This is a genomic window from uncultured Clostridium sp., assembly GCF_934754915.1.
In the GTDB taxonomy this organism is placed as follows: Bacteria; Bacillota; Clostridia; order Clostridiales; family Clostridiaceae; genus Clostridium.
Genome location: NZ_CAKVKB010000097.1, coordinates 1 through 12,930, shown reverse-complemented (window position 1 = coordinate 12,930; position 12,930 = coordinate 1). Strand labels below are relative to the sequence as shown.

The window sequence follows — 12,930 nt, the reverse complement described above, 5'->3', positions numbered from 1 at the left end:
AGACACTTCCTTTATTTTCTATAATTATATCATTTTAAAAACTATCTGTCTGTGTCTACACTTTTATACTAACACCAAGCTGGGAAGAGAAAAATGCGTAGACATTATTAAGGCTATGATAAAAGTAAAATTTGAATAAAAGAAATGAAAAAGGACTGTTGCATAAATGTTAAGTGCTATATTAAGCAGGATAATAGTTTATGCAGCAGTCCTTTAATTATATATTTTGCAGCATGTTTTTTATTTCAGAACTGTAATTATGTTGCTCATAATATTAATACATGTTGATATGATGCAATTTGGATTATGAATAATTAAAAAATATATTTATTAATCAGCAATGATAAGTTCTATTCCTAAATCAGTAATTTTTTTCTGCCAGCGGGGAGTAATTTTATTATCTGTTATTATTACATCAAAATCAGTAAGTTCTGCAAAGTAAGAAGATTTCACAATATCAAATTTTTTTGAATCGGCTAAAAGAATTTTTTTAACAGATGATTTGATAATAGCCTGTTTAGTCAATACCTCATAATTATTGGAACAGGTTATGCCTAAATTTTCATGAATACCTGCTGCAGAAACAAAAACTTTTGTAGCACGGGTCTTTTTTATTAAGGAAATGCCTTCTTCACTTTCAAACATCATTGTGTTAGGGTGAAAATATCCTCCTGAAAATATGAGATTTATATTTTTCTTTTTTGATAAAGCCATCAAAATGTTTGTGTTGTATATTAATGCACTAATTTTAAGATTGTTATCTATAAATTTTGCTAATTTTTCAGTTGTTGTGCCTGTATCAATTATTATTATATCATCTGATGATATAAGTCTTGCAGCAGCTTTTCCTATTTTGATTTTTTCCTTTTCACAACGTATGCCTTCATTTTTTATATCATAGAATGATTCAAGTTTTTCTATATTATTTGCAGGATTATAAATAGCTGCTCCATAAACATTAGTGATAATGTTGTTTGATTTTAGTATTTCAAGATCACGTCTTATTGTCATTTCAGAAACATCAAGAGTCAAAGCAAGTTCTTTTACTGAGGCACCATTTTTCTCTTTTAATATATTTATTATTGCATTTGTACGATTTAACTTCTTATTCAAAATAAAATCACCTTGTTATTTTAATTATTGTTTATATTCTAACATCTTTTAATTAAGAGTTAAAGAAGTATTAGATTAAAAATGTTAGAACTCTAACATTTTATGTTGACATTATAACAAAAAAATATTACTATTATCACAACATTATAAAATTGTAAAAAATATATTTAATATATGTTTCAATAATAAAACTATATATATAAATAAAGAAATCTTGAAAAGATTTCATCCTTCATTGTCAATAGTCCATTGTACATTGTTAATTAGAATATATAATTATTATGGAAAAGAGGAAAAGAAATGAATAAACAAGAAATTTTAAGACATGTAGACCATACATTATTAAGTCCAGTTGCAACATGGGAAGATATACAGAAAATATGTGATGATGCAATTGAATACAAAACAGCATCTGTATGTATTCCAGCATGCTATATATCACGTATACATGAAAAATATCCAGAACTTAATATATGTACAGTAGTAGGTTTTCCTTTAGGATATTCATGCACAGAAGCTAAAGTTACAGAAACAAGAAAGGCTTTAGAAGATGGTGCAAATGAAATAGATATGGTAATTAACATTACTGATGTTAAAAATAAATTATTTGATAAAGTAACTGAAGAAATAAGAACTTTAAAAAATGTATGCGAAGATAAAATTTTAAAAGTAATAATAGAAACTTGCTATTTAACAGAGGAAGAAAAAATAGCTATGTGTAAAGCTGTAACTGAAGCTGGTGCTGACTATATAAAGACTTCTACAGGATTTGGAACTGGCGGAGCAACTCTTGAAGATGTTAAATTATTTAAGAAACATATAGGGCCAAATGTAAAGATTAAAGCAGCTGGTGGAGTAAGCACAGTAGAAGATCTTGAAATGTTTATAAGTGAAGGCTGTGATAGAATTGGAACAAGTAGAGCAGTAGGTCTTTTAAAAGGTGAAGCAACACAAGGATATTAAAATTTAATGGAAGTTATTATATTAAAAAATAATGATTTAATAAAACCATTTATCTTAAAAATTAAACATGTAAAAACAAAAATCAATCCAAACAAGTAGAGTAATTCTTATGGTATGGATTGATTTTTTTTATAAAATAAAAAATAATAATTAATTTTTCTATATGTAACATATGTTACATATCTTTATATGAGTTATAGATAAAATAAGCATATAGCTGAGAGATATTTAGAAACAGCTATTAAATGTGAAAAATATTATTTTAGAAGAATAGCTAAAATTTGATTTATAAAGCTTGGAGGAATTAATTATGGAAAATAATATGTTTTGTTACCAATGTCAAGAAACAGCAGGAAACAAGGGATGTTCAAAGATGGGCGTATGTGGGAAAACTGCAGATCTTGCAAACATGCAGGATTTATTAATATATGTAACAAAGGGGCTGGCTGAAGTTACAACTCGTTTACGTAAAGAAGGAAAGAAGATAGATAAGGAATTAAATCACTATATAACTCTTAATTTATTTACAACAATTACAAATGCAAATTTTGATGATGAAGTTTTCTATGCAAGAGTTAAAGAAACATTAATAAAGAAAAATGAATTAATAGAAAAGTTATCAGATAAGAATGGTTTATCTGAAGCAGCTGTATGGGATTTAGATGCAGAAAACAATTCAGGAATATTGAAAGCTATTAAAGATATTATTAATGGAAACAAGTCAGCAGAAGAAGTGAATTCAATATTAAAAACTAAAGCAGAATCTAAAGAAGTTGGTGTTCTTGCAACTGAAGATGAAGATATACGTTCATTAAGAGAATTAATAACTTATGGATTAAAAGGATTAAGTGCATATTCTAAACATGCAAATGCATTAGGTCATGATAATGAAGAAATTGATGCATTTATGCAGGAAACACTTGCTAAATTATTAGATGATTCTTTAAGTGCAGATGATTTAGTAGCATTAACTTTAGAAACAGGTAAAACAGGTGTTGATGGAATGGCACTTTTAGATACTGCAAATACATCAACTTATGGAAATCCTGAAATAACAAAGGTTAACATAGGAGTAGGAAAAAATCCTGGAATATTAGTATCTGGTCATGATTTATCTGATATTGAACAATTATTAATACAGACAGAAGGAACTGGAGTAGATGTTTATACTCATTCAGAAATGCTTCCAGCACATTATTATCCTAAACTTAAGAAATATAAGCATTTAGTAGGAAACTACGGTAATGCATGGTGGAAACAAAAAGAAGAATTTGAATCTTTCAATGGACCAATATTGATGACAACAAACTGTATTGTACCACCAAAGGATTCTTATAAAGATAGAATGTTTACAACAGGTGCAGCAGGATTTGCAGGATGTAAGCATATTGAAGGGGAAGCCGGAAGCCAGAAGGATTTCTCTGAAATCATTGAATTAGCAAAGAAATGTGCACCTCCAACAGAAATTGAAACAGGTGAAATAGTTGGTGGATTTGCTCATGAACAGGTATTTGCCTTAGCTGACACTGTTGTTGAAGCTGTTAAATCTGGAGCTATAAAGAAATTTGTAGTAATGGCAGGATGTGATGGAAGAGCATCTAAAAGAAATTACTATACTGACTTTGCAAAAGCCCTTCCAAAGGATACAGTAATATTAACAGCAGGATGTGCAAAATATAAATATAATAAATTAGATTTAGGTGACATCGGTGGCATTCCAAGAGTATTAGATGCAGGTCAATGTAATGACTCTTATTCATTGGCATTAATTGCACTTAAATTAAAAGAAGTATTTGAATTATCTGATATCAACGAATTACCAATTATATACAATATTGCATGGTATGAACAAAAAGCAGTAATTGTATTATTGTCTTTATTATATCTTGGAGTAAAAGAAATTCACTTAGGGCCAACACTTCCAGCATTTTTATCACCAAATGTGGCAAAAGTGTTAGTTGAAAACTTCGGTATAGGTGGAATTACTACAGTAGAAGAAGATATGAAGATGTTTTTCAATGAAGATGTGAAAGTTGAAGAAGGAAAAATTTCTAAAGATATGATTATTGCTGATATAATAAAATCAAGTCCTGAAAATATCAATGTATTGATGGAAGCAGGTATGCATTGTATAGGATGTCCATCATCTCAGGCTGAAACATTAGAAGATGCATGTAATGTTCATGGATTTGATGTAAATGAAATTTTAGAAAAATTAAAATAAGATATGCTTATTTAAAATATTCCGTCATTTCTACTAAAATAGAAACGACGGAATATTTTATAATTTATTTTGAATATTATCTCTTCTATTCAAGATTTAAGTTGTTGGTAATAATATGATTAGTTATAAAGAAATATAAACATAAGTATATGCCTTCAAATATTATTGTAAATAATAATACTATTCCCATAGAGTGAATTGAAGAAAACTCAAAAATATCTATAGGTAATTGTGAAAGTATGACAAGAAGTAATGAATTAATCATATTAGATGCTATACTTAATCCTATAAATGCACCAATTGACAATAATATTTTTGATTTATTAAACAAATGTCCAATTGATATAGAAGCATAAATCATTGTTATTGATTTTCCTAATTCAATAAGTCCTAATATAAAATATTCAAATAATATTATAAAACTCATTATTCCAAATTCTTTTTGAGCTTCAGTAATTAGGAATGATATTGAAGAGATTATATTAGTGAAAGAATCATATGTTGCAAAAAGAACTATGAGTGATAAAAAAGCAGCAAAACAGCTTAATATTGTCCAAATTATAGATACTGAAATTTTATTTATTATATTTAAATATGGTTTTACTGGGAGTGTATTCATTAAATAGCCTTCATCTCCAAGAAGATTTTTATAAAATCTTTGAACAATGATAAGGAAAGTAGCAACAAATACAGTAGCCATAGTAAATCCATATGCAAATACTGATATCATAGTGGCAAGCCTTCCAAACATTGAAAATTTTTCAATTATTACAGAATTGTTATTAATCGTATTAAGTAGGTTTTCTTTAAAGAATACTCTAATAATAAATGCAAATGCTATAAGAGCAGCATATAATGGAAAAAGATATCTTCCAGTTGCCTTAAATTCATATTTCATTAACTTTTTTAACATCTGAATACCTCCCTGAACAAATCATCAATACTTTTTCCCTCATTTTCTCTGATTTCATCAACACTTTTTGATAAATAAATATCTCCATAAGATAAAAATATAACATCATCAAGTATTCTTTCAATATCTGAAATAAGGTGAGTTGATATTATTATTGTTGAATCCTCAGTATAATTAGTTATAATAGTATTTAATATATAATCTCTTGCAGCTGGATCAACACCTGCAATAGGTTCATCTAAAAGATAGAGTTTTGCTTCACGGCTCATTACAAGTATAAGCTGAACTTTTTCTTTAGTACCTTTAGACATTGTTTTCAATTTGTCGCTAGGATTTATATTTAATTTTTTAAGCATATCATAAGCTTTATCACTGTTGAAATTCTTATAAAAGTCACTGAAAAAATCTATTATATCAGATACTTTCATCCAGTCATTGAGATATGTTCTCTCTGGAAGATATGAGACTATTTCTTTAGATTCTACTCCAGGTGTTTTACCATCTATTAATATTTCTCCGCTTGTTGGAGTCAGTAATGCATTAGCAAGTTTTATAAGGGTGCTTTTGCCGCTTCCATTAGGTCCAAGGAGTCCTACAATTCTGCCTCTGTTTACCTTTAAATCAATTCCATTAAGAGCTTTTTTACCAGCAAATGTTTTTATTAAGTTTCTGCATTCTAAAATAGGTATGTTATTAGAGTTATTAGAGCTGTAATCATAAGATGTATCAGATTCATTGTTGTGAATATAAAGTCCGTCATTATTCATTATTTCATCTCCTTTATTATTGTCTCAACAAGTTTAACTGTATCTTCTTTTGTGTATCCTATTTTTTCCATGCTTTTAAGGAAATCATTTATCTGTTCTTTTGCTAAATTATTTTTCATATCTTTAATCATATCTGAATCCTCCGTAATAAATCTTCCACTTGTTCGCTTACTGAATACCAACCCTGTTTTTTCAAGTTCAGTTAAGGCTTTCTGCATTGTGTTAGGATTAACAGCTGCTTCACTTGCTATATCTCGTACAGAAGGAAGTTTTTCACCAGGTTTATAATAGCCACAGATTATTTTTAATTGTATTTTTTCCATAAGCTGCATGTAAATTGGTCTGTCGTTAGTAAAATTCCATGACATATTCTCACTCCTTTTTTATTGTACTATTGTACTAAGTTGTTAATACAATAATACAATTTTTATTAGAAGATGTCAACAGTAAATGGAAAAAATTCAAAATAATATATAAATATATTATTATATGAGTTCTAATAATAAAACTACTGTATATTGTTAATTGGCAGATATATATCATCTATACTCAAAGAGTATTTTTATTTGTTGAATATAAGGACAGGCAGTGATATAATAATCCACAAGGTGTATATACATGTGTAAATATTATTAGAGAGTGGTGTAAATATGTATTTAAGTTTTGAAGATGGAAGTGTAGTAAGTAGTCGTGTAAATAAAGAGAGTCTAAATTTAAAAGAAGAGATTTTAAAATTAAAAAAAGAAAGAAATGCAGTGATACTTGCACATTACTATCAGCCAGGTGAAATTCAGGAATTAGCAGATTATGTTGGAGATTCTTATTATTTGAGTGAGAAGGCAAGAGATTGTAATGAAAAGGTAATAATGTTCTGTGGAGTAAGATTTATGGCAGAAAGTGCAAAAATTTTATCACCAGAAAAGAGAGTTTTAATGCCTTGTCCTAGTGCAGGATGCAATATGGCTGATATGGCAAGTGGAAAAGCTGTGGTTGAAATGAAAGAAAAGTATCCAGATGCTTTTGTAGTGTGTTATATAAATTCAACTTATAATGTAAAAGCTCATTGTGATGTTGCTGTAACTTCTTCCAGTGCCTTAAAAATATTAAAGAACATACCTAATAAACAGATTTTATTTCTGCCTGATAAGAATTTAGGTGGATATATTTCAGAATTTTTCCCAGACAAAGAATTTATATTATGGAACGGTTTCTGCAGATGTCATAATAAGGTAAGCAAAGAAGATATTCTTAAGGCAAAAAAAGTGCATTCTGATGCAAAAATATTAGTACATCCAGAATGTACAAAAGAAATCAGAGATATGGCTGATTATATAGGAAGCACAAGTGGAATCATCAATTATGCAACAAATGATGATGGAAAGGAATATATAATTGCAACTGAGGAAGGAATTTTACATCAATTGAAAAAGAAAAATCCAGATAAAAAATTTATAATACCTGGAGACAGAATATGTTGTCAGGATATGAAAAAGACAACACTTGAAAATCTTTATGATTCACTATTAAACATGGAAAATGAGATTATTTTGGATGAGGAAATAAGAAAAAAAGCATTGAGATCTTTAGAGAATATGCATAAATTGGGAAGTGAAAAATAATGAATAAATTTTTTGATGTTGTTATTATAGGTTCTGGGGTATCAGGATTGTATTCTGCTTCAAATCTAAGAAAGGATTTGAATGTACTGGTTGTATGCAAAGATAAAATAACTACAACTAATACTTATTTGGCTCAGGGAGGTATATCTGTAGCAAGGAATAAAGATGACATACCATCATTTATAGAAGATACCTTAAAAGCTGGACAATATAAAAATGATTTGAATGCAGTAAAAGTCCTTACAGAAGAATCTATGGAAAATGTAAAAACATTAATGGAAATGGGATTAGATTTAGATAGAAATGAAGATGGAAGCATTAATTTTACAAGAGAAGGTGCACATTCAATAAACAGGATAGTTCATACAAAGGATAATACTGGAGAAAATGTGGCTAAAACTCTTATTGCAAATGTAAGGAAACAGAACAATATTACTATATATGAAAATACGTATTTTGCTGATTTAATAGAAAAGGATAATACATGTATAGGAGCAGTCCTAATAAGGGATAATGAACAGATAAATGTTTATTCAAAAGCAGTAATACTTGCTACTGGAGGAATCGGAGGATTATTTAATAATTCAACAAATCAGAGAATTTTAAAAGGTGATGGAATTGCAGCTGCAGTAAAACATAATGTAGAGCTTAAGGATATAAATTATATACAGATACATCCTACAGCATTTTATGAAGGAGATAAGGACGATAGGAGATTTTTAATATCCGAGTCTGTCAGAGGAGAAGGTGGAAAACTTACTAATATAAATGGAGAAAGGTTTATCAATGAACTTCTTCCTAGAGATGTAGTATCAGCAGCTGTTTATGATGAAATGAAAAAAACAGATACTCCATATGTGTATCTTGATATAAGATTTTTAGGCGAAGAATATATAAAGAATAGATTTTCTTCAATATATAAAGCATGCCTTGAAAGAGGAACTGATATAACTAAGGAAAAGATTAAGGTATCTCCTGCACAACATTTTTTCATGGGTGGAATAAAGGTTAATACAAATGCTCAGACATCTATGAAAAATTTATATGCAGTTGGAGAGGCAAGCTGTACTGGAATTCATGGAGCAAATAGATTAGCAAGCAATTCACTTCTTGAAGGATTAGTATTTTCAAGAAGAGGTGCAGATGTTATAAACAGAGAAATTGACAGTATAGAAAGTAAAGTTGCAGTTGTAAAAAATATAGATAAAAGTCTTGATGAGCTTATAATTGAAAATGAAGAAATAGTAAGAAGAACAATTAAAGAAATGGGAGGAAAGCTTGATAATGAATTACTTGGCTGTAGATAATATAATAAAAAATGCATTGTTAGAGGATATTCCAAACGAAGATATTTCAACAAATTCTGTAGTTGATAAGAATAGTATGTCTACAGTAGAACTTCTATGTAAAGAAGATGGAATTATAGCAGGACTTGATGTTTTTAAAAGAGTGTTTGAAGTGCTTGGTGATGTAGATGTTGAGCTGTATAAAAATGATGGAGATAAGGTCTTTGTAAAAGATAAAATAGGATTTCTAAAGGGAAATACAAGAAAGATTTTAATGGGTGAAAGAGTAGCTTTAAATATATTACAGAGAATGAGTGGAATAGCGACCTTTACTAATAAATTTGTACAGGAAATAAAACATACCAAAGCAAAATTATTAGATACAAGAAAGACAACACCAAATTTAAGAATTCTTGAAAAATATAGTGTAAAAGTGGGTGGCGGATGTAACCATAGATTTAATCTGTCTGATGGTGTAATGCTTAAAGATAACCATATAAGTGCAGCTGGAGGAATAAAAAATGCAGTAAAGCTTGCAAAGGAACATTCATCTTTTGTGAGAAAAATTGAGGTTGAAACAGAAAATCTTGAAATGGTAAAAGAGGCATTAGATGCTGGTGCTGATATCATAATGCTTGACAATATGGATTTAAATACAGCAAAACAGGCTGTAAAATTAATTGGAGATAAAGCGCTTATTGAATTTTCTGGGAATGTTGAATTAAAAAACATAAAGAAAATTGCTGAAATAGGTGTGGATTATATATCGGTAGGAGCACTTACACATTCATTTAAAATATTGGATTTAAGCATGAAAAATTTAAAGAATATTTGATATATGTGCTGTAAGATTAGAATTATATTTAAAATCCATATCACACATGTAAAATATAGAGTTTGAACTGTAAAAGAGATAATTACATTCTAAATATAAACTAAAAAATTATGGGTGAAATCTTTGAAAGGATTTCTCCCATAATTTTTCATTGTTCTAAGCTTGTATCTGGAAGTAAGTGTTGTGTTAAAAATTGAAATACAATATTGGTATATTAAAATAGTAAGTGGTTAAAAATTATAAAAAAAGTTAACTATTTTCAGTTGTTTTGTAGTATACTTTAAAATATATAAGAAAAAATTATCATTACTGATAAAAATTACAAAAATTACTGCTAAAATAATTAATTAATATTTTAGCAGAAAAATAAAAGCACATATGAATTAATGGGGGGAATAATATGATCAAAAAAACAATTGCTGTATTAGGAATTTTAATATCGGTACTTGGATTTACTTCAACAGGTGCAAATGCAGCATGGAAAAGAGATATTAATGGATGGTGGTATACAGAAGGAAGTTCATGGTCAATAGGCTGGAGGTTTATTAATAATGCATGGTATTATTTTGATGATTCAGGCTATATGGAAACTGGATGGTTACAAGATAATGGTAAATGGTATTATTTAAATTCTAGTGGTGAAATGGTTACTGGAACACAAAGTATCGATGGATTAATATATGAGTTTAATTCTGATGGTGAATGTATAGAAAATAATACTATAGATGAAAATGATGTTTATTACAAAATTATTGAAATGGAGAATCAATATCCTCAAGGGATGAATTGGGATAATGATAATTCCTATCAATTCAAGGGTGATGGCACAATTGGTTATGGCTGTGCAGGTTTTGCTTATTTATTAAGTGATGCAGCTTTTGGTTCAGCACCAGTAAAACAACATACTGATTTTGATAATATTAGAATTGGTGATATCATCAGAATGAATTATGATACTCATTCAGTTGTCGTACTAGGTTTTGATGGTGATGATATTGTTATTGCAGAAGGAAATATGCATTTGAATGGAAGTTCTCAAGGTGTTGTTAATTGGGGAAGAACTATTTCTCTTGATGAAGTAAAAGAAACAGGTACGTATGTTCAAACAAGATATAACAATTAATTGTTATTATATAGTTGCTGCATTTTGTAATTTATAATGTGTACAAAGATGGAAAATTAGATTTAAGAAAGTATTTTTTGATTTCTGTAAATAATAAAAACATACATTTTTATAATGATTACAATAAATCTTTATTGAATATTTATAAAAAAGAGGAGCTATAGCATAAAGATTAAATCATACCATATATAGTATTAAATAACTTAATTTATATGCTATATATGATAGTTGAATTTCTTAATGCCACAGCTCCTTCTTACTATTTCAATTAATTTTAAAGAAATTCTCATTTTGGCTTAGAATATGTGTACAAAATATGATAAATTCTAGGATGTGTTTATTAATAACAAATATATATTTATTTGGAATATAATAAATAGAAAAGAGTTTAATTTTTTATATATAGGGAATTATTTAAGGGTTAATATAGTTGCAGTCAGAAGAATATATGAGTAAACTGATAGAATATATTGACAACTTATAAGAAAAATCGTATATATAATAATAAAAACAATTGTATAAAATAATATATGTATTGCAATTAATAATATATGAGTTTTGTATATACGTATATATATTAAAGTAAAAGAAATATGATTTTTTATAATTTAATCATTCATTGTCAATTGAAACTTAGGAGGAAAAATAATGAGAGTTATAATAATTGGAGGAGTTGCAGCAGGAACAAGTGCAGCAGCTAAATTCAGAAGACTTCACAAGGATGCAGAAATTGTAATTTATGAAAAAAATGATATAGTGTCTTTTGGTGCATGTGGTTTACCTTATTTTGTAGGAGGATTCTTTGAAGAATCAAATAACATGATAGCCAGAACTCCAGAAGCATTTATAAAGTCTGGAGTAGATGTAAAGACACTTCATGAAGTGTCAGATATAGATTTTAACAACAAGAAGGTAATTGTAAAAAACTTAAAAGATGGCAGCGTATTTGAAGATGCTTATGATAAGCTTATGATTGCAACAGGAGCTTCAAGTATAATACCTCCAATTAAAAATTATAAACTTAAAAATGTATATACTCTTAAAAGTATGGAAGATGGAAAGGCTTTGAGAGAATTATTCCAAAATGAAAATAATAAAAAAATTGCTATTATTGGAGCTGGATTTATTGGACTTGAAGCAGTTGAAGCAGCAAAGAAATATAATAAAGAAGTATCTGTATTCCAGCTTGGAGACAGAATTCTCCAGGATGTATTTGATAAGGAAATTACAGATGTTCTTGAAGAAGAATTAAAAAAACATGATGTGAATTTATATTTAAATGAAAGTGTTACAGAACTCATTGGTGAAGAAAAAGTAGAAAAAGTGTGTACAGCAGAAAGAGAAATTGAAGCTGATATAGTAATAATTGCTACAGGAGTAAAACCTAATACTGGATTTATAAAAGACAGCAGTTTGGAAATGCTTCCTAATGGTGCTATAATAATTGATGACTTTGGAAAAACTTCAATTGAAGATGTATATTCCGCTGGAGACTGTGCAACAATAACTCAGTTTGTTACTGGAGAAAAATCTTATGTACCCCTAGCAACAGGAGCTAATAAACTTGGACGTATTGTAGGAGAAAATCTTGCAGGGGCAGAAAATGAATTTCAAGGATCATTATCTTCAAGCTGTATAAAGGTTATGGATATGGAAGCTGGAAGAACAGGAATTACTGAAAGCAAAGCTAAGGCTTTAAATTTAAATTATAAGACAGCATTTATAACTGATATGAATCAGACTAATTATTATCCGGGTCAGAGCAAAATATATGTAAAATTGATTTATGATGCAGAAACTAAGGTGATTTTAGGTGGTCAGGCAGCAGGCTATAAAGATGCAGTACAGAGAGTAAATGTAATAGCTGCATGTATTTTTGGAAAACTTACAACAAAACAACTGGGAATGCTTGATCTTTGCTATGCACCACCATTTGCAAGAACTTGGGATGTATTAAATGTGGCAGGAAATGTGTGCAAATAAAAACGACAGCAGATAGTATTAAATAGGTTCTTATATAAAAAATGGCTGATGCAGTAATGCTAAAGTCATTTTTTATATTATTTTAAGAAAGGATTGAAATATAA

General features: G+C 28.5%; 11 protein-coding genes. 7 read left to right on the top strand and 4 right to left on the bottom strand.

Annotated features, from left to right (window positions below):
* Positions 1 to 330 precede the first annotated feature (330 nt).
* Positions 331 to 1,113: a DeoR/GlpR family DNA-binding transcription regulator gene (locus tag Q0F58_RS13430; RefSeq protein ID WP_294377454.1), complete on the bottom strand. Its 783-nt coding sequence runs from the start codon at positions 1,111 to 1,113 to the stop codon at positions 331 to 333.
* A gap of 300 nt (positions 1,114 to 1,413) precedes the next feature.
* On the opposite strand from Q0F58_RS13430, the gene deoC reads away from it, so the two are divergent.
* The gene (deoC, locus tag Q0F58_RS13425; protein WP_294377453.1) at positions 1,414 to 2,076 is read left to right on the top strand and encodes a deoxyribose-phosphate aldolase; all 663 of its coding nucleotides are present in this window, start codon (positions 1,414 to 1,416) and stop codon (positions 2,074 to 2,076) included.
* A gap of 310 nt (positions 2,077 to 2,386) precedes the next feature.
* On the top strand, positions 2,387 to 4,300 hold the full coding sequence (gene hcp / locus Q0F58_RS13420) for a hydroxylamine reductase (protein ID WP_294377452.1): 1,914 nt from the start codon (positions 2,387 to 2,389) through the stop codon (positions 4,298 to 4,300).
* Positions 4,301 to 4,385: 85 nt separating this feature from the next.
* Here hcp and Q0F58_RS13415 read toward each other — a convergent pair whose 3' ends face one another.
* The 3 genes from Q0F58_RS13415 to Q0F58_RS13405 are packed head-to-tail and all read right to left on the bottom strand — an operon-like array spanning position 4,386 to position 6,348.
* Positions 4,386 to 5,213 (bottom strand): ABC transporter permease, encoded by an 828-nt coding sequence (locus Q0F58_RS13415; protein WP_294377450.1) that lies wholly within the window; start codon positions 5,211 to 5,213, stop codon positions 4,386 to 4,388.
* Positions 5,207 to 5,980: an ABC transporter ATP-binding protein gene (locus Q0F58_RS13410; RefSeq protein WP_294377448.1), complete on the bottom strand. Its 774-nt coding sequence runs from the start codon at positions 5,978 to 5,980 to the stop codon at positions 5,207 to 5,209. Before Q0F58_RS13410 ends, Q0F58_RS13415 begins: the two co-directional genes overlap by 7 nt.
* Entirely contained in the window at positions 5,980 to 6,348 is a 369-nt protein-coding gene (locus tag Q0F58_RS13405; RefSeq protein WP_294377447.1) for a GntR family transcriptional regulator, read from the bottom strand. The genes Q0F58_RS13410 and Q0F58_RS13405 overlap by 1 nt, the downstream gene beginning before the upstream one ends.
* Positions 6,349 to 6,630: 282 nt before the next feature.
* Between Q0F58_RS13405 and nadA the strand changes: the two genes are divergently transcribed.
* The 5 genes from nadA (at position 6,631) to Q0F58_RS13380 (ending at position 12,826) form a co-directional block, all read left to right on the top strand.
* Complete coding sequence (gene nadA, locus Q0F58_RS13400) at positions 6,631 to 7,599, top strand: quinolinate synthase NadA (RefSeq protein ID WP_294377445.1); 969 nt, start codon at positions 6,631 to 6,633, stop codon at positions 7,597 to 7,599.
* The gene (locus Q0F58_RS13395; protein ID WP_294377443.1) at positions 7,599 to 8,906 is read left to right on the top strand and encodes an L-aspartate oxidase; all 1,308 of its coding nucleotides are present in this window, start codon (positions 7,599 to 7,601) and stop codon (positions 8,904 to 8,906) included. The genes nadA and Q0F58_RS13395 overlap by 1 nt, the downstream gene beginning before the upstream one ends.
* Positions 8,884 to 9,720: a carboxylating nicotinate-nucleotide diphosphorylase gene (gene nadC / locus Q0F58_RS13390; protein WP_294377441.1), complete on the top strand. Its 837-nt coding sequence runs from the start codon at positions 8,884 to 8,886 to the stop codon at positions 9,718 to 9,720. Before Q0F58_RS13395 ends, nadC begins: the two co-directional genes overlap by 23 nt.
* Positions 9,721 to 10,120: 400 nt before the next feature.
* A complete protein-coding gene (locus Q0F58_RS13385; protein ID WP_294377439.1) occupies positions 10,121 to 10,843 on the top strand; it encodes a hypothetical protein in 723 nt (240 codons plus the stop codon).
* 648 nt (positions 10,844 to 11,491) lie between these two features.
* Entirely contained in the window at positions 11,492 to 12,826 is a 1,335-nt protein-coding gene (locus Q0F58_RS13380; RefSeq protein ID WP_294377437.1) for a CoA-disulfide reductase, read from the top strand.
* The last annotated feature ends 104 nt before the right edge of the window (positions 12,827 to 12,930 follow it).

What these genes read in the sequence shown, in the direction of transcription:
- deoC (WP_294377453.1), top strand. Translation starts at nt 1,414, where the DNA reads ATGAATAAACAAGAAATTTTAAGACATGTAGACCATACATTATTAAGT.
- hcp (WP_294377452.1), top strand. Translation starts at nt 2,387, where the DNA reads ATGGAAAATAATATGTTTTGTTACCAATGTCAAGAAACAGCAGGAAAC.
- Q0F58_RS13415 (WP_294377450.1), bottom strand. Translation starts at nt 5,213, where the DNA reads ATGTTAAAAAAGTTAATGAAATATGAATTTAAGGCAACTGGAAGATAT.
- Q0F58_RS13410 (WP_294377448.1), bottom strand. Translation starts at nt 5,980, where the DNA reads ATGAATAATGACGGACTTTATATTCACAACAATGAATCTGATACATCT.
- Q0F58_RS13405 (WP_294377447.1), bottom strand. Translation starts at nt 6,348, where the DNA reads ATGTCATGGAATTTTACTAACGACAGACCAATTTACATGCAGCTTATG.
- nadA (WP_294377445.1), top strand. Translation starts at nt 6,631, where the DNA reads ATGTATTTAAGTTTTGAAGATGGAAGTGTAGTAAGTAGTCGTGTAAAT.
- Q0F58_RS13395 (WP_294377443.1), top strand. Translation starts at nt 7,599, where the DNA reads ATGAATAAATTTTTTGATGTTGTTATTATAGGTTCTGGGGTATCAGGA.
- nadC (WP_294377441.1), top strand. Translation starts at nt 8,884, where the DNA reads ATGAATTACTTGGCTGTAGATAATATAATAAAAAATGCATTGTTAGAG.
- Q0F58_RS13385 (WP_294377439.1), top strand. Translation starts at nt 10,121, where the DNA reads ATGATCAAAAAAACAATTGCTGTATTAGGAATTTTAATATCGGTACTT.
- Q0F58_RS13380 (WP_294377437.1), top strand. Translation starts at nt 11,492, where the DNA reads ATGAGAGTTATAATAATTGGAGGAGTTGCAGCAGGAACAAGTGCAGCA.